Annotated in this window: 20 protein-coding genes; 6 read left to right on the forward strand and 14 right to left on the reverse strand. The window is 49.8% G+C overall.

The features are described from left to right. The first annotated feature begins 169 nt into the window (after window positions 1-169). The 4 genes from AC0VXX_RS07885 to AC0VXX_RS07900 all read left to right on the forward strand — a co-directional run bounded on the left by AC0VXX_RS07885 (window position 170) and on the right by AC0VXX_RS07900 (window position 4,684). On the forward strand, window positions 170-1,207 hold the full coding sequence (locus AC0VXX_RS07885; RefSeq protein WP_475516653.1) for an XdhC family protein: 1,038 nt from the start codon (window positions 170-172) through the stop codon (window positions 1,205-1,207). Beyond that, window positions 1,204-1,869, forward strand: coding sequence for a nucleotidyltransferase family protein (locus AC0VXX_RS07890; RefSeq protein WP_475516654.1), 666 nt, complete (start codon window positions 1,204-1,206; stop codon window positions 1,867-1,869). Before AC0VXX_RS07885 ends, AC0VXX_RS07890 begins: the two co-directional genes overlap by 4 nt. Before the next feature lie 68 nt (window positions 1,870-1,937). Beyond that, the gene (locus tag AC0VXX_RS07895) at window positions 1,938-2,441 is read left to right on the forward strand and encodes a (2Fe-2S)-binding protein (protein WP_475516655.1); all 504 of its coding nucleotides are present in this window, start codon (window positions 1,938-1,940) and stop codon (window positions 2,439-2,441) included. After that, window positions 2,438-4,684: a xanthine dehydrogenase family protein molybdopterin-binding subunit gene (locus tag AC0VXX_RS07900; RefSeq protein ID WP_475516656.1), complete on the forward strand. Its 2,247-nt coding sequence runs from the start codon at window positions 2,438-2,440 to the stop codon at window positions 4,682-4,684. Before AC0VXX_RS07895 ends, AC0VXX_RS07900 begins: the two co-directional genes overlap by 4 nt. Window positions 4,685-4,792: 108 nt before the next feature. Here AC0VXX_RS07900 and AC0VXX_RS07905 read toward each other — a convergent pair whose 3' ends face one another. Beyond that, complete coding sequence (locus tag AC0VXX_RS07905; RefSeq protein ID WP_475516657.1) at window positions 4,793-4,918, reverse strand: hypothetical protein; 126 nt, start codon at window positions 4,916-4,918, stop codon at window positions 4,793-4,795. 311 nt (window positions 4,919-5,229) lie between these two features. Here AC0VXX_RS07905 and AC0VXX_RS07910 point away from each other — a divergent pair, with 311 nt between their 5' ends. Continuing rightward, window positions 5,230-6,678, forward strand: coding sequence for a methyl-accepting chemotaxis protein (locus AC0VXX_RS07910; RefSeq protein ID WP_475516658.1), 1,449 nt, complete (start codon window positions 5,230-5,232; stop codon window positions 6,676-6,678). A gap of 313 nt (window positions 6,679-6,991) precedes the next feature. Here AC0VXX_RS07910 and xthA read toward each other — a convergent pair whose 3' ends face one another. From xthA to AC0VXX_RS07945, 7 genes are all read right to left on the reverse strand, one after another. After that, a complete protein-coding gene (gene xthA, locus AC0VXX_RS07915) occupies window positions 6,992-7,798 on the reverse strand; it encodes an exodeoxyribonuclease III (protein WP_475516659.1) in 807 nt (268 codons plus the stop codon). A gap of 20 nt (window positions 7,799-7,818) precedes the next feature. After that, the gene (locus AC0VXX_RS07920) at window positions 7,819-8,118 is read right to left on the reverse strand and encodes a YciI family protein (protein WP_475516660.1); all 300 of its coding nucleotides are present in this window, start codon (window positions 8,116-8,118) and stop codon (window positions 7,819-7,821) included. Continuing rightward, complete coding sequence (locus tag AC0VXX_RS07925) at window positions 8,118-8,663, reverse strand: septation protein A (RefSeq protein ID WP_475516661.1); 546 nt, start codon at window positions 8,661-8,663, stop codon at window positions 8,118-8,120. Before AC0VXX_RS07925 ends, AC0VXX_RS07920 begins: the two co-directional genes overlap by 1 nt. A gap of 186 nt (window positions 8,664-8,849) precedes the next feature. Next, on the reverse strand, window positions 8,850-9,572 hold the full coding sequence (locus AC0VXX_RS07930) for a CIA30 family protein (RefSeq protein WP_475516662.1): 723 nt from the start codon (window positions 9,570-9,572) through the stop codon (window positions 8,850-8,852). Window positions 9,573-9,669: 97 nt separating this feature from the next. Continuing rightward, on the reverse strand, window positions 9,670-10,275 hold the full coding sequence (locus AC0VXX_RS07935) for an HAD family hydrolase (protein ID WP_475516663.1): 606 nt from the start codon (window positions 10,273-10,275) through the stop codon (window positions 9,670-9,672). A gap of 17 nt (window positions 10,276-10,292) precedes the next feature. Continuing rightward, entirely contained in the window at window positions 10,293-10,589 is a 297-nt protein-coding gene (locus AC0VXX_RS07940; RefSeq protein ID WP_475516664.1) for a DUF3081 family protein, read from the reverse strand. Window positions 10,590-10,617: 28 nt separating this feature from the next. Further along, window positions 10,618-10,914, reverse strand: coding sequence for a DUF6482 family protein (locus AC0VXX_RS07945; protein ID WP_475516665.1), 297 nt, complete (start codon window positions 10,912-10,914; stop codon window positions 10,618-10,620). A gap of 261 nt (window positions 10,915-11,175) precedes the next feature. Here AC0VXX_RS07945 and AC0VXX_RS07950 point away from each other — a divergent pair, with 261 nt between their 5' ends. Beyond that, window positions 11,176-13,245 (forward strand): S9 family peptidase, encoded by a 2,070-nt coding sequence (locus tag AC0VXX_RS07950; RefSeq protein ID WP_475516967.1) that lies wholly within the window; start codon window positions 11,176-11,178, stop codon window positions 13,243-13,245. Window positions 13,246-13,392: 147 nt separating this feature from the next. Here AC0VXX_RS07950 and trpA read toward each other — a convergent pair whose 3' ends face one another. The 6 genes from trpA to AC0VXX_RS07980 all read right to left on the reverse strand — a co-directional run bounded on the left by trpA (window position 13,393) and on the right by AC0VXX_RS07980 (window position 20,143). Further along, window positions 13,393-14,202, reverse strand: a complete 810-nt coding sequence (gene trpA / locus AC0VXX_RS07955) for a tryptophan synthase subunit alpha (RefSeq protein WP_475516666.1) — start codon at window positions 14,200-14,202, stop codon at window positions 13,393-13,395. Continuing rightward, window positions 14,195-15,406, reverse strand: a complete 1,212-nt coding sequence (gene trpB / locus AC0VXX_RS07960) for a tryptophan synthase subunit beta (RefSeq protein WP_475516667.1) — start codon at window positions 15,404-15,406, stop codon at window positions 14,195-14,197. The genes trpA and trpB overlap by 8 nt, the downstream gene beginning before the upstream one ends. 74 nt (window positions 15,407-15,480) lie before the next feature. Beyond that, on the reverse strand, window positions 15,481-16,926 hold the full coding sequence (gene trpCF, locus AC0VXX_RS07965) for a bifunctional indole-3-glycerol-phosphate synthase TrpC/phosphoribosylanthranilate isomerase TrpF (protein WP_475516668.1): 1,446 nt from the start codon (window positions 16,924-16,926) through the stop codon (window positions 15,481-15,483). A 14-nt stretch (window positions 16,927-16,940) separates the two neighbouring features. After that, complete coding sequence (gene trpD / locus AC0VXX_RS07970) at window positions 16,941-17,978, reverse strand: anthranilate phosphoribosyltransferase (RefSeq protein ID WP_475516669.1); 1,038 nt, start codon at window positions 17,976-17,978, stop codon at window positions 16,941-16,943. After that, complete coding sequence (locus AC0VXX_RS07975; RefSeq protein ID WP_475516670.1) at window positions 17,979-18,593, reverse strand: aminodeoxychorismate/anthranilate synthase component II; 615 nt, start codon at window positions 18,591-18,593, stop codon at window positions 17,979-17,981. Further along, window positions 18,590-20,143 carry an anthranilate synthase component 1 gene (locus tag AC0VXX_RS07980; RefSeq protein ID WP_475516671.1) on the reverse strand — a complete coding sequence of 518 codons (1,554 nt, stop codon included), beginning with the start codon at window positions 20,141-20,143 and terminating at the stop codon, window positions 18,590-18,592. Before AC0VXX_RS07980 ends, AC0VXX_RS07975 begins: the two co-directional genes overlap by 4 nt. Window positions 20,144-20,486: the final 343 nt, after the last annotated feature.

Below are 20,486 nucleotides of genomic sequence, written 5' to 3' on the forward strand. Positions count from 1 at the left end.
GGTGCTCGGCGGCATCATTTCATTTAATACCCGATGCTGAATGACAGCCTAAACTGAGAGGTGTCTCAGGCGAATGCCTCAGCGATATGAATCATTGCCTGATGACAAGTATGGCAATCGGTTGGGTCTTATCCTTAATTTATGCGTCACAAGCAGGAGGCACGCGGCGATGTCACATCATATTGAAGATCTCCTGAGCAGCTGGCAAGCGGCGCCCGATGATGACTGGGTGCTGGCAGCGATCACCCAAGTTGAAGGCTCGGCCTATCGAAAAGTGGGCGCCATGATGCTGATCCATTCTCTGGGTAAGAGCGTTGGGGTGATCAGCGGTGGCTGTTTAGAGGCCGATTTAAAACGTTACGCCCAAAAAGCATTACAAACCCAACAGGCGCTGAGTGTCTGTTACGACGCCAGTGACGAGTCTGACGCCAGCTATCAGCTGGGATGTGGCGGCGTGGTGCACTTGATGCTTATTCCACTGTGCCAGCAGAACCACTACCTTAATTTTCCCGCCCTGAGTCAGGCATTAAAGCAGGGAGGGCGGTGCTATTACCAGCTCAGCCTGTGTGATCCGAGTGCGCCGCAAGGGGCGATAACCACAGCGGTATGGGGCACTCAGGCACAAGTTGATAAACAAGCGCTTAGCTTACAGTTGAGTGATTTTAACCGAGCGGGCATTCACCAGAGCGAACAGACCACCTTAGTGATCCCGCTGCGCAGTCGCTACCGTATCGCCATTTTTGGCGGCGGTCTGGATGCCCAGCCGGTGTGTCGTATTGCCATGGAGTTAGGTTGGCAGGTTGATGTGATCGATGAACGCACCAGTTATGCGCGTAGTCATGATTTCGTCGGTGCCCGCGTGCTTAAGCAGCCAATCGAGGCGCTAGATGCGTCATTTTGGCACGGCCTCGATGGGGCGATTATTATGCACCACAATTTATCCCTCGACGCTCGGGCCTTGGCTTCGCTACATGGCAATGGCGTGAATATCGCTTACATTGCTCTGCTTGGCCCTAGGCATAGGCGCGATCGCGTGCTGGCGTTAGCCGAGCTCACCTCTGATGCGATTAAACCGTTTTTGTCTGCGCCGGCGGGCTTGGCCTTGGGCGGAGAGCTGCCCGCATCGATTGCGCTGAGCATCTTGTCTGAGTGCCATGGGGTGTTGCATCAGGCCAAACTTAGGGCGTTGCAAGAGGTGATGTTATGACGCACACAACTCAGTCGTCATCCCAAACTCAGTCGCCATTACAGATGATCGCCTTGCTGGCCGCAGGCGGGAGCCGCCGTTTTGGTGGGGCCAAATTAGCCGCCCCCATTAAGGCTGACAACTCAATTGATGACTCACATACGGGCCACAAACAGACGCTTCTTGGGGTCGTGTATGGGCGTTTATCCCAGGTCGCCAGCCATGTGGGCGCACAGTTAGTGGTGGTAGTCGGTGGGCATAGTGAGGCGGTGATCGACGGTTTACCTGCCGATGCCAAGGTATTGGATAACCCCCACTGGCAACAAGGGATGGCCAGCTCCATTGGCGTTGCGACTGAGTATGCGCAGGCGAAGGGCGCCGAGTCGTTAATGATAACCCTGGGCGATCAACTTGCCTTACAAGTTACTGATTACCTAACCCTGTATGGCGCCCGCGCGCAAGCCAGTACCCGTGTTAGTGCCTATTATGCCTCGGCCCCTGCGGTGCCCGCGATATTTCATCGTGATGACTATACTGAATTACTTAAATTAAAAGGGGATAGAGGGGCTAAGGCGCTGCTTAAACGCCGTTATCAAGAGGGCAAATTGATTGCTGCAAACTTACCCCGCGCCAAAGTTGATATCGATACCCCAGAACAACTGCATGATTTTTATAAGATATAGGTGCTCAGCACCTGTTTAACTATTCGTACACCCTGTAGTCGCTGTCGGGGTTATCAAGGAGAAATAAGATGTCCAATAATCCATTAGGACTCAAGATTAACGGCAAAGATTATACGTTGGATGCCGACCCCAATATGCCCGTGCTGTGGGCCATTCGCGATCTGGTCGGTCTCACCGGCACTAAATTTGGTTGCGGCGCAGGCTTATGTGGCGCCTGTACTATCCATGTTGATGGTCAACCTAAACGCGCCTGTTTAACTAGCCTAAAACAGGTACAAGGTAAGCAGGTTACCACCATCGAAGGCTTGGCATTTGAGCCGTTAAAACAGGCATGGCGTGAGCATAACGTGCCGCAGTGTGGTTATTGCCAAGCTGGGCAGTTGATGTCTGCTGCGGCCTTGCTAACTCAGACGGCGCAACCGACAGAAAGCCAAATAGATGATGCGATGGCAGGTAACCTGTGTCGCTGTGGCACTTATACGCGCATTAAGGCGGCGATTCAAACGGCGTCGGGTCAAAAAGTCAGCCAAGCCGACGCCCATAGCGAGTCTGAGCAGGAGGCACAAGTATGAGTCAATTCACTGCAGTACAAAATTTTAGTCGCCGCGACGTATTAAAGTTGTTTGGTGTTGCCGGAGGCGGATTAGCCTTAGGAGCCAGTGGTGTAAGTTGGAGCCCTATGGCGCTTGCACAGCAAGGCACGTCAGAGTCTCGGCTTAATCTGTTTATCGCTATCGGTGAAGATAATCAGGTGTATTTAACTTGTCATCGCTCAGAAATGGGCCAGGGGATCAGAACCGGGATCCCGCAAGTGTTGGCCGATGAGTTGGGCGCTAAATGGGATAATGTGGTGGTGGTACAAGGGCTGGCGGATGAGCGTTACGGCAGCCAAAATACCGATGGCTCACGCAGTATTCGCCGTGGTTTTGATAAGATGCGAGAGATGGGGGCGATGGCTCGTACCATGCTAGAACAAGCTGGCGCAGAGCGCCTTAAGGTGCCCGCCTCTGAGCTAAGCTGCATTGAAAATGAGGTAGTGCATTCTGCCTCTGGTCGACGCCTGAGTTTTGGTGAGCTCGCCTTAGCGGCCGCTGCGCTGCCTTTGCCCGATCCTGCTAGCTTAACGCTGAAATCGGCGCAGCAGTACACCCATATTGGTAAATCCCATGGGATTGTCGATATGGAGGATATTCTCACTGGCCAAGCAGAATTTGGTTACGATGTGCAGCTTGATGGGATGCTATATGCCAGCATTACACGCCCTCCCGTGGCAGGCAGCGTCCTAAATAATCTGGATGACACTAAGGCGCGTGCTACCGCTGGCGTGGTCGATGTGATCACCTTGCCGGCGCCTAAAGGTGCGCCGAGTTTCCAACCCCTAGGCGGCGTGGCGGTTGTTGCAACCAATAGCTGGAGCGCCATCGAAGGGCGCAAACAACTGAGTATCAGTTGGGGGAAATCGCCTAATGATGAGCATGACTCACAGCAGTATTTAGCCGAGCTCAGTGAGCGGGTGAAGCAACCCGGTAAAGTGGTTCGCCAGCAAGGACCTGTCAATACTGACTGGCCAGAAGAGCAGACCATTAGTGCGCTCTATACCGTGCCTTATCTGGCTCATGCCATGATGGAGCCCCCGACAGCTACCGCCAGAATGACAGCCGATGGTGTTGAGTTGTGGGCATCGACTCAGACCCCGCAAAGTGCGCAGCAAACCGTGGCCAATGCGCTGGGGCTCAAGGTTGATCAGGTGATCATACATGTGACCTTGCTCGGTGGGGGATTTGGCCGTAAGTCGAAACCCGATTTTTGTGTCGAGGCCGCCTTATTAGCCAAACAAACTGGTAAGCCGGTGAAGGTCAGTTGGAGCCGCGAAGATGAGCTGCAAAACGGTTATCTGCATGCCATTAGCGCCCAGTATTTTAAAGGCAAAGTGGGGGCCGATGGCGTCGAATCCATACTGCAACGCAGTGGTTTTCCAAGCATCAGTTCTACCTTTAACGCCAGTGTTGATGAGCCTAGCGCCTCAGAATTGGACATGGGCTTTGTCGATGTGCCGCTGAGTATCAACAGCTTACGCTGCGAATCAGTAAAAGCACAGGCACATACACGAATCGGGTGGCTGCGCTCGGTGTGTAATATTCAGCACGGTTTTGGGATCGGCTCATTTGTCGATGAATTGGCACATAAACGCGGCCTAGCCACAGTGCAAATGTGGCGCGAGCTGCTTGGCAGCGATAGGCACGAGACCTTTGAAAACCAAGGGTTTACCTATGGTAACTATGGTGACTCTCTGAGTCGTCATCCTGTGGATACGGCCCGCTTTAAAGGGGTGATTGATGCGGTAGAGCAGGCCATGACTCGTCAACCTAAGCCCACGTCGGGTCAAGGGTGGGGTTTTGCCGTGCACCGCAGTTTTACCGCGTTTGTTGCCACCGCCACCTTGGTTGAGGTGACGGATAATAAACTTAAGGTGCTTAAATCGATTATCGCTATTGATGCCGGTACGCTGGTTAACCCTGATCGCGTTCGCTCTCAGCTTGAAGGTGCGGTGATGTTTGGTTTGAGCCTGGCCTTAATGGGGAAAATCAGCTTTAAAGCGGGGCGGGTGCAGCAGTCGAATTTTCATGATTACCCATTGTTACGTATGTCACAGTGCCCAGAAATCGAGACGATAATAATCGCCTCGGATGCGGTGCCTGCAGGGGTGGGTGAGCCAGGCGTACCGCCTGTGGCGCCAAGTGTCGTCAATGCCATTTTTGCTGCAACAGGCAAACGCATTCGTCAGCTGCCGATTAACGCTCATATGTCGGTGTAATGCCACGTCAATTAACGGTTTCAGGTTAATTGGCTTGCTATGACGTAGCGTAACGTAGCGTAACGTAAACCCATGATCTGCTATAAGTTAAAGTGGGTTATTTCAGTGTTACTTGGGCACATCAGCAGATGTGCCCCATTTTTTAGCGTTATTGTTTAAAGAACTATCAGTCAAATCAGCAACGCCGCTTGAGTGTTGCATCACTTTTGTTATGGGTGTTAATATCGCCGCCATCTTACCTCCCTTGATTTTAGGTGCGCTCAGCCGTTTGGCATCATGCTGTTTTGACTCTGCGGGTATCTGCAACTGCTAACACATTGTTGTTCATGGTGTTAAGCCTCACAAGTTAATGTGGTTTAGCAGAGTATTCCCTAATACTCAATTCATCGTCGATGTCACATTTTCTATCGATACTCATACAGTAATATGTTGCCTGGCCGATATAAATCTTAGACATCGCCAAGTCATTCTGCTGCTAATGCGGAAACGTTAGTCGGTGAAACTGCTCGTGGCTCATCTCGTCGTATAAAAATAAGTGGACTCCCATGAAAGCAAGCGAATTTAGAAAGATAGATGCATTAATGATTAAGTTAAGCCTCAATGGTAAATTTTGGGTGGTGTGCGCTATGGTCAGCGTCATAACCTTAAGTATTGCCCTGCTTAATCTCAATCAACTCACCCAATATGCCCACAGCAGCTCTGTTGCACGGGCGCAGGCCAGTCTCGACGCTTATGCCAACATTGCCAAGTCACAACAGCTCACAGGCGCAACACTTGCGCAGTTTGCCACGCAGCACGGCTTGAGTTTAGCCAATCGCGGCGTCAATACACGTCAGGGCGATAATGTCACCGTCAGCGCCCCAATCGCTGGTCAATTTTTACAGGCTAACACCAATGTTGCCCAGTGGGAGCAAGAGGTTAAGGGCGATGGCTGGTGGATGTTTTGGTTGGCGTTAATAGGTTTATATCCGCTGTATCAACTGAGTTACTGGATCTCAACTTCACTTGGTGCTGGCTTGTGGGACATGTATGCTGCCATTAAGCGTTTAGCGGACGGTGATCTATCATTTAGGCTTAACTTTTTTGGTACCGATGACTTCAGTCTGATAGCTCGTGAAATCGATCGCAGCGCCGATAATATGAGTGAAATGGTCACCGCTATAAGCAATAATGCGGCCACGCTGGCCGATGCCGCCGATGAATTTAATCAACAGGCGCAGCAAAATGATGAACTGGCTAAATTTCAGCGGCAGTTTCTCGACACGGTGGCGGTGGCGATGGATCAAATGACTGCTGCCATTAGTGAAGTATCTCAAAATGCAGCCAATGCCTCTGATCATACTAAACAAAATGCCGATGCGGCGGCCGACAGCAAATTACGCATCACCGAAGCGATGGCGCGTATCGGCCAGCTTACCCAGCAAATCGCCTCAGCGTCCAGCGCAGTAGATGCATTGTCAACCAATGCCACCGAGATTGGCGCTGTGGTCACCACCATTAATGGTATTTCAGAGCAGACCAACTTATTAGCATTGAATGCGGCCATTGAGGCGGCGCGTGCAGGTGAACAAGGCCGCGGTTTTGCCGTGGTGGCTGATGAGGTGAGAACCTTAGCTGGGCGCACCCAGCAGGCGACGGTTGAAATCCAGTCAATGATTGAAGGCTTGCAAACCGGCTCTGGTCAGTTAGCTAATATTACTCATGAGATTGTTGAGCAGGCCGAACTTGGCCGAGGAGCCATAGAAACGGTTGGCGCTGATATTGATAATATGGCTGACTCAATCGATCATGTTTTTGATATGAATTCACAAATTGCGGCATCTGCCGAACAGCAAAGTGTGTCGGCTCGTGATATTGCTGGCCAGTTAAATGATATCCGCCAGCAGTCGCAAACCATTAAAGAAACCGCCGAACGCTCAGTGGTTCTGGCCACCTCACTTAAGCAGTCATCGACTGAACTTGAGGGGATTTTAAGCCAATATCGTTTAAGTTAATGCCGCTAATTAGGCTGTAAGCCGTTACGTACAGAATAAAAAAACAGTACAAAAAAGGTTCAATAACGTCCTTTCTAAGACGATATTGAACCTTTTTTATGGGGCACTTTACTGGTGCAGTGCTTAATGACTCATTAGCCAAACAGGCCGTTATGGCTCTAACTCCAAAGCTTCTCTAACAGCTAACGTGTCTCACAAGCAAGGTCTGGCATTGGCGTGCGTCAACACACTGTTAGCACAAATGAACTTGAGATGGCATACGCACATACGGCACATTTATCTCGAGTTATCTCATCTGTAGTTTAAGCTGTGGTTATTTAAAGGTACTCCAAATCGGCGCATGATCCGACGGCTTTTCGATACCGCGCAGGTTGTAGTCGACATCAGATTCGATTAAGCGCTCAGCCAGTGATGGCGTGGCTAAAATCACGTCGATACGCAGACCGCGGTTATCATCAAATCCCTTGCTGCGATAATCAAACCATGAATAGCGTTCACTGCGAGTGGGGTGTAATTGACGGAAAGTATCGACTAAGCCCCAGTCGAGTAGCGTGCTGAGCCATTGACGCTCTTCTGGCTGAAAACTGCACTTGCCGGTTTTTAACCAACGTTTAGCGTTCACTTCACCGATACCAATATCCAAATCGATGGGAGAAATATTGATATCCCCGATGATGGCGATATCATCTCCTGGATGGCAATGGGTATTGAGATACTGCATTAAATCTTGATAAAACTTACGTTTAGCTGGATATTTCGTTTCATGGCTAATGTTTTCGCCCTGTGGAAAATATCCATTTATCACGGTTAACGGTCTACCATTGTCTTGGTCAAAGGTGGCGATGATCATGCGGCGCTGAGCATCGTCCTCGTCGGTAGGAAAGCCTTTTTGTACACTGAGCGGCTCCCGCTTAGACAGCATGGCTACCCCATAGTGCGCTTTGCCACCGTGGTAGTGCACCTTATAGCCCATAGTCTCGACGTCAGCGAGTGGAAACGCTTCATCATGGACCTTAGTCTCTTGTAAGCCGATAATATCGGGGGCATGGGTATCGATAAGGGCTTGAAGTTGGTGCAGTCTAGCTCTGAGGCCATTGATGTTAAATGATACGATTTTCAATGTGTTTGATCCTATCAATTTTATGGCAATACGCGTTTAAACGGTTTGATAATCACCTTGGCATAGACACCTGCGGCAACGTATGGATCTTGATCTGCCCAGGCTTGTGCGGCTTCCAGTGAGTCAAATTCAGCCACTACAAGTGACCCAGTAAAACCAGCTTCGCCAGGGTTTTCATTATCAATAGCAGGATGGGGACCGGCCAGCATCAGCCGACCTTCATCGGATAACTCTTGCAGCCGCGCTACATGTGCAGGACGCACTGATAAGCGTTTTTCTAAGCTATTTTCAATATCTTGAGATGAGATCATATACCACATTATTTGAGTTCCTTTTTATGTTCTTCTGGCATGTGTTTGTAGAGATATACCACAGTAACCACAGTGTTAAGTAGGGTAAGGGCTGTAAGGCCAAACACTTTAAAGTTAACCCACGTCTCTTGGGGTAGGCTAAAGGCGACATAGATGTTAAGCAGAGCACAGCCCACAAAAAACAGCACCCAATACCAAGTGACATGGGCCCATATTTTATCCGCGACAATCAACTCTTTACCTAACATGCCCTTTAAAATAGGCTTATTAATGAATTGGCTGACGGCTAAGGCGAGTGCAAATAGCGCATACACCACGGTCACTTTCCATTTGATAAAGGCATCATCATGAAACACTAAGGTCAATGTGCCGAAAAAACTGACCATGGCGAAGGTGATAAGGTGCATCTTTTCGATTTTTTTGTACATCAGATAGGTGATGATCAGCTGTAACGCCGTCGCCGCTATCAGGGCGCCACTGGCGATATAGATATCGAAAAATTTGTACACTGCGAAGAAGATCACTAACGGCAAAAAGTCGAGCAGTTGTTTCATAAGTTTGGTTTCAATCAGTCAATAAACATAATGGCCGAAGTGTAGCACGCATGCTATGGGTGAAAAAGATATCCAATGGGCACAAGCGGATAATTAGCCATGAATTTAAATTAATGGGAGCCAGCAAACATGTATTAGGCTTAGGCGTTGCTAAATGTACCGCTGCCACGGGGATGGCGACTTTCCTTATTCAAGTTGTAACTGCAGTGAGTGCACTTCGAGTTGGAAATCCCCCGCTTGCTTGTCGCTAATTAAGATCCCCACTGCACTTAGTTGATTAAAGTCGGGTTTAGGACGCGTAGGGTAGTCGCGGCCACGAAAGGTTTCGATAAACTGTTGCGGGGTAAATTGCCATTGCTGCAGTTCCCCGTTTAATGGTGTAAAACCGGTTTTATAGGTGGTTTGGGCCATGCCATCCCCCGTTTTTATCCTCAGTTGATAGCGCTTACCGTCACCTTTTGCCGTAAGAATAATGCGGTTAGCGGCTCTTTTTTGCGCCACAAGTGGGTCGGATGATGGCTCTTCAAGCTTCAGTTGCCATGGCGTTAACGGCTGATTGATGGAGGCAAAACCGCCATTGTTTTCCAGTGAAACCGTGCCAGAAAACAGCAAGACGTTGCCATTATTATTTATCCGGCTGCTTGAGCGCCCGCCCATCACGCCGTCATTAACTATGCGCCACTGCGATTGTGACGTGTCATCGAGATTCAGTAGATCAATACTGTGCATGTGAGTTCCTGCGTTGGCTGTTATGGAGGCGATAAGTGATGTTAGCAGCATGGCTGAGACACCTCCTAGTTTGAGCATACTGCGATACGCTAATAATGGCTGCCATAATGACAGTGCTGCCAACAGAGTGAATCGTTGCAACGCCTCTTGATGATGGTCACGACAATGGGTTAGCAGCATGGGGGGACTCCTTATGATTATCAATACGTTATCTCAACACATCGGCATTGATATCATCAACATGAGTATCATGGGTACCAATTTAACCCATGACGATTTAAGCGCACAGCGAAATCAACGGCATCGCCTGTAACAACTGCTGTAAATCACGGTACACAAAACGTGCCTGATCTTCATAAGCTTTGTGCTCGTCAAAGGTTAACAGCACCGATTGCATGCCAGCGCGATTAGCCGCATCGACGTCATAATGATGGTCACCGACAAAGGCAATTTTATCCGCCGCTAACCCCCATAAAGCCGCCACATGTTTAAGGCTGCTGGGGTCGGGTTTGGCTGGGCCATCTTCGCGGCTCAGAATAAGGTCAATGGGGAGATTGTTTTGCGCTACTTTTTGCATCGCCGCCGCTTTGCTGTTGCGGGTCACAATTGCCATAGGGATCTGCTGCATCAACAGGAAATCCAATAAGGCCTCGGTGCCATTGAGCAGCCGTGCTTGCTGCGCATCAAGCTGCTCGGCTTGTTCAATAATCTTATGGGCGTGGGTCGCTTGTGCAGCTGGTAGGCTTGCAATAAAGTGCAAAATATCTTGTTCGCTAGGGCACTTAATCGCCTGGCGTAATGCGCTAAAATTCAAATTAGAGCTGACTAACGTGCCATCTAAATCAAAAATCACGCCTTGAAAGCTGTTGGTAAAACGTTGCATCTTGTTCCTTATTCGACCTAATTGGCCAGCTTATTCAGTTTCTTGATAAACGCAGCTAACTTGGCGTCGCTTGGGTAGTCGAGCAAATATTTACCATGAAATAACAACGTAAGAGTAACCTGATTATATTTCAGGTAGGCGGTATAACCGTCAAAATCGCTCCATGCCAGCATATCTTGATAGTAATAGCCGTCGTTACCCTCGGTGCTAAGTTGTTGCGCGGGGGCGCTCTTTGAGTCTTGGACTTTAGTGCCTTTATCGATCACCAGTCCATAGACTCGTAGCGCTTGGGTCATATTAATTGCGTGATTCATTGGGCTTCCATTTAACTGCTGTATTGAGTTAGAGGGATAATTCAATACTGGTTTTGTTATCGAGTTGGGGAGCCACGCCAATCATCTCATCGTAGGCGGTATAGAGCTCAAAGGTGGCTTTACACACGCCCATCTGTTTCAGCTGAACTTTGGCTTGATCAAGAGACTGACACTGCATTGGGCTGAGATCGTCATGGGTTAACTGATAAAAATTACCTTGGGGATCTTCACCGCCGACAAGGTAGCGGGTGGCATCTGCAGTATTAATGATGGTGGGTGAAAGGTGCTTTGCTTTAAAGAGTTCAATCAATTCATCTTGCGTCATGTCCAACTCCCGAAACCATAATGGTCATGGTATTACGCCAGCCTTACTTTAATCGATCACTTTCATCGACACTTGTTACTGTCATCGGCACCTCTGTCCTAAAGCATTACGCAAAGGTACTCGTTCACATCTGTGCATTATAGTCTCCTCTTTGGGTTAACAATCTGCTTAAGGTACTTTTGTTTTGTTAACAAAAACCTATAATGGCAGGGCAGATCAAGATAAAAACAATAAAATGAACAGATTGGAGTGATGTTGATGATGATTAAACAGTTAAATACTGTTAAGCAGGCGATAGCGTTATCGCTAGGGATATTGAGCTTTAGCAGCAGCGCCGCTGATGTGCTGACTGCCGAGGAGGTCATCGGCCTGCAGCAGGTGGCGCAGGCGCAAGTGAGCCCATCGGGTGAAAATGTGGCGTTTACGCGCTATGTGCCTCGACAATTATACAAAGAAGAAAATGGGGCCCACTGGGCCGAACTGTACTTGGTAGATGGTAAGGGCGTTGAGCGCCCTTATATTACTGGGCAGGTGACCATTACGAATATTCAGTGGTCAGCCGATGGCTCGTTAGTCTATTTCTTAGCAAAGATGGGTGAAGATAAACACACCGCCCTGTATCGCATCCCCTTTAATGGGGGGCAAGCGGTTAAGACCTTGTCGCTTAAAGGAACCGATGTCGTTGATTATGCCCTGAGCCATAACGCAAAGCAGGTGGCTTTAATCGCTAAACCAGCCAAAGATAGCAGTGTCGATGAGTTAAAAAAACTCGGCTTTATGGCCGAGGTCTACGAAGAAGACTTACCCCGTCAGCAACTATTTGTGCTTGAACTGGCCGTGAATGATGAACCGCTAACGCCAGTCGCTTGGCAAATAGATGATGTGGTGTCTGCAGTGCAGTGGTCGGCAGATGACAGCCAGTTATTGGTAAAGACTCAGCCTAGCGCATTAATTGACGATCAATACATGAAATCCCAATGGCACATTGTCGATGCCAACAAACAACAGGTCATGACCTCTTTTATCACCGAAGGTAAATTAGGCGCGGCAGAGTTTTCCTATGATGGCCAATATGTGGCAATTATTGGTGCGCAAGATAAACACGATCCAGCGTTAGGCCGCCTCTATCTGGCCGAGACGAAAACAGGCAAGATCAGCTCATGGTTACCCAATCACTTGGGCCATGTGAGTGATTTTGAATGGAAGAACAAGAGTAACGAGCTGTATTTTATCAGCAACATCAATACCGACTCTTTAGTTGGTTTACTCAAACCGGGTAGCAGTGATTACCGCACCGTGGTCAAACCTGGGCAACTCATCGCCTCACAATTGAGTTTATCAGACTCAGACAACACCTTGGTGATGCGTGCCAATACCGCTAAGCACCCTAATGAGGTCTATCAACTCAGTAGCGCTGCATCTAGCGCGACTCGTTTGAGCAATTCTAACCCTTGGCTAGACAGCAAACGCTTTGCCAAGCAAGAATCCATTTCATTTAACACCAGTGATGGCGTCGAGATTGGCGGCATACTCATCTACCCACTGGATTATAAAAAGGGCCAGCGTTACCCCTTAATCATGTCAGTACATGGGGGGCCAGAGAGCCATGATAAGGACGGTTGGTTAACCAACTACTCCCGTCCAGGGCAGCTGGCAGCGGCGCAAGGCTACGCGGTGTTTTACCCCAATTACCGTGGTAGTACAGGCAAGGGGGTTGATTACTCCAAGCTTGGGCAAAACGATTATGCTGGCAAGGAGTTTGACGATTTAGTCAGCTTTAAAGACCACCTTGTGGATATGGGGCTGGTGGATGCCAAAAGAGTCGGCATCACCGGCGGCTCCTACGGCGGTTACGCCTCTGCGTGGGCGGCGACTAAGTTAACTGAGCATTTTGCTGCCAGTGTGATGTTTGTTGGCGTGAGCAATCAACTGTCAAAGTTTGGTACCACAGATATCTCCAACGAGATGCATCTAGTGCATGCACGCTCATACCCATGGGAAAAATGGCAATGGTATTTAGAGCGCAGCCCCATTTATTGGGCGGGTCAGTCTAAAACGCCTCTGCTAATCATGCATGGTAAAGAGGATCCGCGAGTGCATCCGGCGCAGTCGATGGAGCTGTATCGCTACATGAAAGTGCAAGGTAAAGCGGTGCGCTTGGTGTATTACCCTGGCGAAGGTCATGGTAACCGTAAAGCGGCCGCCCAATATGATTATCATCTGCGTTTGATGCGTTGGATGGATCATTATCTTAAGCAAGGTGCAACCAGCTTGCCTAGCTTCGAGTTAGATCATAAAGCTAAGCTAGAGGCGGTAAAAAACCAAGCTTAAAGCATGGCGTGTGCGCTTGATTGACGCTCAATTAAGTCAGCATTAATCATCATTACCTTGATAAAAAAGCGCCTGTTATTAGGCGCTTTTTTGTTGAGTCATACTTTGATAACTTGTGTCGATTAGGCTTGGTTACATTCAGCTTGGTTACATTAAGGTGGCGGCTTTCATATTACGGGTAAATTCGGCTAATGTGGCCAGTAACCTTGCAGGATCTTCTTGATGCTCGGCGATGATCTTAACCACGGCTGAGCCTGAAATCGCCCCAACAGCGCCGGCAATAATGGCCTCGCGCACCTGCGCAGGCTCGGCAATACCAAATCCCAGCAGAGGCGGCGCGCCGTTAAAGGCCTTTAAGCGGGTTAGAATATCGGCGATGGGCATACCTGCCTTCGACTCTGTGCCCGTTACGCCTGCACGAGACAACAGATAGGTATAACCTTTGCCGTGCTCACTCACCAGTTGCAGGGTGTCGCTATCGGCGTTGGGCGGCGCAATAAAAATGGGCGCTATGCCATGGTGCGTTGCCGCCTCGATAAAGGGTTTGGCTTCCTCCACGGGCACGTCGGCAATTAGCACCGAATCGACACCGGCCGCCTTGGCCTTGGCATAAAAAGTGTCGATGCCATTGCTAAAGACTAAGTTAGCGTACAGTAACAGGCCGATGGGTAAATCGGGATACTTGTTCCGGATCTGGCGCAACATATCAAAGCAGATACTGGCGGTGGTGCCACTTGCCAGCGAGCGCAGGTTCGCGCCTTGGATCACTGGGCCATCGGCGAGCGGATCGGAAAACGGGAACCCCAGCTCTAAGGCATCGGCGCCATTATCGACCAAGGTGTCGATTATCTGTAGCGACAATTCAGGGCTTGGATCACCCAAGGTGACGAAGGGGACAAAAGCGCCCTGATTGTTGGCCTTAAGGGCGCTAAACGTGGCGTCATAACGGTTACTCATTGCCGCTCTCCTGTGGTGCTGACTTAACTTGTTGTTCGAGAATGTCGGCGACGGTGAAGATATCTTTATCACCTCGCCCCGACAGGTTAACCACGAGAAGGGTCTCTTTGGTGGCTTGTTTGGCCAATTTAACGGCGTAGGCGAGTGCATGAGCCGACTCCAACGCCGGAATAATGCCCTCACAACGCGCTAATTGTTGAAACGCTTCTAAGGCTTCATCATCGGTAGCAGACTCATAGGTGGCTCGCCCAGTTGCCGCCAAATGGGCGTGCTGTGGCCCTACCGAGGGGAAATCCAGCCCTGCCGAGATAGAGTAAGACTCCTCAATTTGGCCCTCTTTATCCTGCATCAATGGCGCCTTCATACCAAAGAAAATGCCAGTTTTACCGTGTTTAAGCGGCGCGCCGTGCATCGGCGTGTCTATGCCTAAGCCCGCGGGCTCGACACCGATAAGCTGCACCGAGGGTTCATCGATAAAGTCGGCGAACATCCCTATAGCGTTTGACCCGCCGCCGACGCAGGCAATGACGGCATCGGGCAGGCGTCCTTCGCGCTCGAGGATCTGTTTTTTGGTTTCGGCGCCGATCATCCGCTGAAATTCACGCACTATGGTAGGGAACGGATGCGGCCCTGCCGCTGTGCCTAATAAATAGTGGGCTTTGTCATAGCTGCCAGACCAGTCACGCATGGCTTCGTTACAGGCATCTTTTAAGGTGCTAGAGCCTGACGTCACCGGAATGACTTCGGCGCCCATCAGTTTCATCCGAAACACGTTCGGTGATTGACGTTCGACATCTTTGGCACCCATATACACCTTGCATTTTAACCCCAGCAGGGCGCAAGCCAGGGCGGTGGCGACGCCGTGTTGGCCTGCCCCTGTCTCGGCGATGATCTCTTTTTTGCCCATGCGTTTAGCCAGTAAAGCTTGACCTAACACTTGGTTTGTTTTGTGGGCGCCGCCATGGAGTAAATCTTCACGCTTTAGGTAGATTTTGACTAAAGGGTTGGGACTTAAATTACGGGTTAAGGTTAAGGCGGTAGGACGCCCGGCATAGTTTTTCAGCAGGTCGTTAAATTCGGCTTGAAAGGCTTCATCTTGCTGCGCATCGACAAAGGCCGACTCCAGTTGCTTCAATGCTGGCATCAATATTTGTGGTACATACATACCGCCATATTCGCCAAAGTAAGGGTCAAGCTTAGTCATAATCGTGTCCTAATGTGTTGCCCAGAGTGAGTGCTGGGCGAAATGTCAATAAATAAACGGATTGTGTGATTAACTTAATACTGTCTCAAGGCCTTAAAGGCGGCGCTCAGTTTATGGCTATCTTTTAGCCCAGGCGCGCTTTCAAGGCCGGAGTTAAAGTCCAAGCCGAAAAATCCTTGTGTTGCCGCGTGCGCTGCGTTTTGGTCATTGAGCCCGCCAGCTAACATGGCCTGTGCTTTATAGGGCAGGGCCAACTGCCAATTAAAACACCGCCCGGTGCCGCCAAATTGGCCAGCGTTATCGACTTGTTTGTTAAGCCGTTGGCTGTCATACAGTAGTCGATCGATTTTGGGGGGCACTTCGATGTTAAGGTTTGCTGTGCCGCTATCGACGCTAATGGGGAGCGCTTTCCATATCTGCGCGTTGCAATCGAGAGCCTTGAGTGCCTGTTGCAGCGTAGCGATATCTTCGGGGGTTTCCTTGCCATGTAATTGCACCGCAAACAGGTTAAGCGAGGCCGCAATCGCGGCAATAACCTCAGTGGCCTCATTGACAAAAACCCCGACAAATCGCAGCGCTTTACCTCTGCCGCGTTGGCGCTGTACTAGCTCAAGTGCGCGCGCTGGGCTGATATAACGGGGAGATTTGGGGGCAAAAATCAGCCCGCCGTAGACGGCACCGACGTCGGTTGCAGCTTGTATATCAGCATCACGTGTCAACCCACACACCTTGTTGTGTCCTAGTGTCAACGCGCGGCACGCGATATCTAAATCGTCCTCGGCCATCAAGGAGCTGCCCACCAAAAAACCATCGACTAACGGGCTCAAGCGGCGTACCTGAGCATGCTGGTAAATGCCTGACTCACTGATGATCACCCGATCTTGCGGTATGGCGGGAGCGAGCGCCTCTGTGGTGGCTAAATCGGTGGATAGATCGCGAAGATTGCGATTGTTTATGCCAATAATGGCGGCATCGAGCGCGATGGCTCGCTGCAGCTCGGCTTCATTGCTCACCTCGGTCAGGATATCAAGCTGATAGACCTGCGCTTGCTGAGCCAGAGTACGATACTGCGCATCATCGAGTACAGATAACATCAGCAAAATTGCATCGGCACCTTGATGCGCCGCCAGTTTGATTTGATAAGTGTCGACAAAAAAGTCTTTACACAAAATCGGTTGTGCAACGCGCGCCCGCACCTTAGGGATATAATCCATATCCCCTTGAAAAAACTGCTCATCGGTCAGTACCGATATTGCCGCAGCGTAATGGGCGTAAACATCGGCAATGGCTTCAACATCAAAGTCTTGGCGAATTAGCCCTTTAGACGGACTGGCTTTTTTGCATTCAAAGATAAAACCAGCATTAGGCGCTTTTAATGCATCAAATAGACTGCGATCCGACTGCTTGGGCTGAAGTGATGCTTCAGGAAAACGCAACTTGAGCGCGGCAATATGTGCCGCTTTGGTCGCAACAATACGGGTTAATACGTTACTTTGGCTTGGCGCTGCTTGATTACTCACAATGACTCCTCGTATTAATTGGCGGGGCGGCTGGCGTTGGCGAGCTGCTCAAGTAAGGTGAAGGCTTTGCCACTGTCGAGTATGGCTAACGCCTGCTTTACCCCCTCGAGGGGAGTGTCGCTGTTGCCCGAAATATAGAGCGCGCACCCTGCATTGACGGCCACAGCATTGCGATGTGCTTGGCTGCCTTGCCCCTGTAAAATGGCGCGCGTGATGGCGGCATTTTCAGCTGGGGTGCCACCTTCAAGCTCGGCTAATGTCGCTTGCTCAACCCCTAATGCCGATGGGGTAAGGGTATATTGGGAGAGCTGCTTGTCTTTGAGCTCGCACACTAAGGTGTCACCATGCACGGCCACTTCATCTAAGCCACTGCCATGCACCACCATGGCCCGTTTGAGTCCTAATGTGTTAAGCACATTTGCGATAGGTTCAACTAACTCACGGCTATACACGCCCAGTACAATATAATCTGGGTTAGCAGGGTTGATAAGCGGACCTAACAGGTTAAATAGGGTGCGGGTTTTTAATGATTGGCGCACCGGCACGGCATGACGTACTCCGCCATGGTAATGGGGCGCAAATAAAAAGCATAACCCCAACTCATCGAGGCAGTCGCGTGCGGTCTCTGGCGCCATGGTTAAGTCGATACCAAATTGCGATAGTAGATCCGATGAGCCTGATTTACTCGATACGCTGCGATTACCATGTTTAGCCACTTTGGCGCCAGCGGCGGCGGCCACAAAGGCTGCGGTGGTGGAGATATTGATGGTGTTATGGCCATCGCCGCCGGTGCCGACTATGTCGACTATCCCTTGGCTGCGGGTGGTGGCATTGGGTATCGGAAACACCTTGGCGGCGGCGCGTAGCGCGTCGGCGGCACCGGAGATCTCATCGATGGTTTCACCGCGCATCTTCATCGCGACCAACATGCCAGCCATAGTGGCTTCACCCATTTCACCTTGAATTATGGCGCTAAAGAGCAAGTTAGCTTGGTCGCGACTGACGCTCTGACCTAAATACAACTTATCGATAATCGCTTGTAGGTCGCTCATTTACAGTGCTCCTTTATCAGTACTTAACCCGAGTTTGTCACCTGTTAGATAGTCCAATGTTTGGGTTAACAACTGGCTGCCTAAGGTGGTCAAAATTGATTCGGGGTGGAATTGAAAGCCAATGGCTTTGAATTCCTTATGGCTAATAGCCATCGGTATGGTGTCTGTGGTGGCTATCACCGCTAAACAGTCGGGTACTTGGGTGGCGACTAAACTGTGATAGCGGGCTACCGGCAGCGGCGAGGGCAGTCCGTGGAAGATCCCTTGCCCTGAGTGTATGGTTGGGCTGGCCTTACCGTGTACCACCTGTGTGGCGCGCTCAACTTTACCGCCAAAGTGTTCAACCATAGCTTGATGGCCTAGGCAGATCCCCAACATTGGGACTTTGCCTGCCAGCAGGCCAATAAGCGCCATTAAGCAGCCTGCTTCATGGGGTGCACCAGGGCCTGGTGATAAGATTAACGCCACGGGTTCGGTTTCACTGAGCAGCTTATCGGCGATAAAGCTTGCCGCCACATCGTTACGGTAAATAATCACTTCACAACCTAGGCTGCGAAATTGATCCACCAGGTTGTAGGTAAATGAATCGAAATTATCCAGCAGATACAGTTTCATTGTCCGCCTCCCATCTTGATGGCTGTAATGACCGCTTGTGCTTTTTGGCGGGTTTCATCGGCTTCGGCCTGGGGATCGGAGTCAAACACAACCCCTGCGCCAGCTTGAATATGCGCCGTTCCCTGTTTAACAAAGGCTGCGCGGATCACTATGCAGGTATCCATATCGCCTAGGCCATTAATGTAGCCAACGGCGCCGCCATAGCTGCCGCGCCTCGCTTGCTCTGCGCCGCGGATCAATTGGGCTGCACTGACTTTTGGGGCGCCCGTTAAGGTGCCCATATTCATGCAGGCTTGGTAAGCGTGTAGGGCATCGAGGTCGCTGCGCAGTTGGCCGGTTACGCGGCTGACTAAATGCATCACATGGGAGTAGCGATCCACTTTAAGTAACTCGGGCACTTGGCGACTGCCGCTTTGGCTAATTCGTGCGATATCGTTACGGGCAAGATCCACCAACATCAAATGTTCAGAGAGCTCTTTTTTGTCCAGTCTTAGCTCCAGTTCGATACGGCTGTCTAGATCGAAATCGATGTCACCATTGGCTTTTTTGCCACGTTTACGTGTGCCAGCAATGGGATAAATTTCCACTTGATTGGTTGCCGCCTCATATTTAAGGGCGCTTTCGGGGGAGGCGCCAAACAAGGTGAAATCGTCGCCTCGAAAATAAAACATATAAGGGCTGGGATTGGTAAGGCGCAGTGCGCGGTATGCCCCTAATGTGTTCGGGCAAGGCAGGCTAAAGCTGCGTGAGGGCACCACTTGAAAAATATCACCAGCAATAATATGTTCTTTTAAGTCGTTGACTATGTCGATAAAGGCTTCGTCGTTAATATTAACTTGGGTTGGCGCATCAATTGGGATTAAGGCATCGATAGGGTTGAGTGTGTGACAGGCACTTTTTAGGGTCTCAGCACGCGCTGCCAGCGCTGCTTTAACACTCGGTTGCTGGCTAAAATCATGGGTTATCAAGTTGGCAGTTTGCTGCTGATGATCGACTAAAATGAGGGTTTCAGCTAGATAGAATAGGTAATCAGGACAGCTATTTTCACTCTCTGATACCGAGGGCAGTGGCTCGACGGTATCGATAAGATCATAGGCTAATACGCCGCCTAGAAATAACGACTCAAACCCTACATCATCACCGCAATCGATATGTTGCACTAAGACTCTAAGGCCATCTAAAGCGGAGGTGGCTTTGAGTCTGGCGTCTTCATCGAGCTGGGTTGGCGCTTGATTGAGCGTCAGGATTAAGCGATTGTCGTTAAGCTCGGCATTGTCGAGGTTAAAAAAAGCCTTAATGGGCGCTAACAGTGACTGTCCATTAGTATTGAGTGCAGTAAAGATCAGGCGAAATCCTTCACAACGTATCATCATCGCGGCGTGCGTCATCACGATACTTTTTAGGTGGTCTTTACTGTCTATCTCTGCTGATTCGAGCAACATGGTGTGCGGCGCATTTTGGGTAAGCTGTTGATACAAGTTGAGTGGATCGTCTTGGTAAGTGATCCGCTCCTTTACTGTGTTGACTCTTGCCAGAGAGGGTAACGCCATGTGTCTGCTCCTGCGCCGATCAAATCGTTAATTTGATTGGTATTAATTAATAAAATACGTTAATAAAATTAAAGCCTTAAATGCAAAAAGCCCGCATTTAATGCGGGCTTTTTGTTTAAATCTAGTCTCTTTTACATGAGCACAGAATTTCACACCACCCGCTATGTTGGGAAGTGCCACCACCAAATGATGTGATTAAATTGCTGTGTCATAAAATTGTGTCTCTAAAAGTCATGTAAAAGTTAAATTATGTCGTTGGCTATATAAAAACATCAGCATGGTAGTGATGTCAATGGAATATTTTTCTATTTCTAAAAATAGTGATTAATGCCAAGGCACAGCG

The organism is Shewanella sp. QJM3NY_23 (assembly GCF_056173105.1).

What these genes read in the sequence shown, in the direction of transcription:
- AC0VXX_RS07885 (WP_475516653.1), top strand. Translation starts at nt 170, where the DNA reads ATGTCACATCATATTGAAGATCTCCTGAGCAGCTGGCAAGCGGCGCCC.
- AC0VXX_RS07890 (WP_475516654.1), top strand. Translation starts at nt 1,204, where the DNA reads ATGACGCACACAACTCAGTCGTCATCCCAAACTCAGTCGCCATTACAG.
- AC0VXX_RS07895 (WP_475516655.1), top strand. Translation starts at nt 1,938, where the DNA reads ATGTCCAATAATCCATTAGGACTCAAGATTAACGGCAAAGATTATACG.
- AC0VXX_RS07900 (WP_475516656.1), top strand. Translation starts at nt 2,438, where the DNA reads ATGAGTCAATTCACTGCAGTACAAAATTTTAGTCGCCGCGACGTATTA.
- AC0VXX_RS07905 (WP_475516657.1), bottom strand. Translation starts at nt 4,918, where the DNA reads ATGGCGGCGATATTAACACCCATAACAAAAGTGATGCAACACTCAAGC.
- AC0VXX_RS07910 (WP_475516658.1), top strand. Translation starts at nt 5,230, where the DNA reads ATGAAAGCAAGCGAATTTAGAAAGATAGATGCATTAATGATTAAGTTA.
- AC0VXX_RS07920 (WP_475516660.1), bottom strand. Translation starts at nt 8,118, where the DNA reads ATGTGGTATATGATCTCATCTCAAGATATTGAAAATAGCTTAGAAAAA.
- AC0VXX_RS07925 (WP_475516661.1), bottom strand. Translation starts at nt 8,663, where the DNA reads ATGAAACAACTGCTCGACTTTTTGCCGTTAGTGATCTTCTTCGCAGTG.
- AC0VXX_RS07930 (WP_475516662.1), bottom strand. Translation starts at nt 9,572, where the DNA reads ATGCTGCTAACCCATTGTCGTGACCATCATCAAGAGGCGTTGCAACGA.
- AC0VXX_RS07935 (WP_475516663.1), bottom strand. Translation starts at nt 10,275, where the DNA reads ATGCAACGTTTTACCAACAGCTTTCAAGGCGTGATTTTTGATTTAGAT.
- AC0VXX_RS07940 (WP_475516664.1), bottom strand. Translation starts at nt 10,589, where the DNA reads ATGAATCACGCAATTAATATGACCCAAGCGCTACGAGTCTATGGACTG.
- AC0VXX_RS07945 (WP_475516665.1), bottom strand. Translation starts at nt 10,914, where the DNA reads ATGACGCAAGATGAATTGATTGAACTCTTTAAAGCAAAGCACCTTTCA.
- AC0VXX_RS07950 (WP_475516967.1), top strand. Translation starts at nt 11,176, where the DNA reads ATGATTAAACAGTTAAATACTGTTAAGCAGGCGATAGCGTTATCGCTA.
- trpA (WP_475516666.1), bottom strand. Translation starts at nt 14,202, where the DNA reads ATGAGTAACCGTTATGACGCCACGTTTAGCGCCCTTAAGGCCAACAAT.
- trpB (WP_475516667.1), bottom strand. Translation starts at nt 15,406, where the DNA reads ATGACTAAGCTTGACCCTTACTTTGGCGAATATGGCGGTATGTATGTA.
- trpD (WP_475516669.1), bottom strand. Translation starts at nt 17,978, where the DNA reads ATGAGCGACCTACAAGCGATTATCGATAAGTTGTATTTAGGTCAGAGC.
- AC0VXX_RS07975 (WP_475516670.1), bottom strand. Translation starts at nt 18,593, where the DNA reads ATGAAACTGTATCTGCTGGATAATTTCGATTCATTTACCTACAACCTG.
- AC0VXX_RS07980 (WP_475516671.1), bottom strand. Translation starts at nt 20,143, where the DNA reads ATGGCGTTACCCTCTCTGGCAAGAGTCAACACAGTAAAGGAGCGGATC.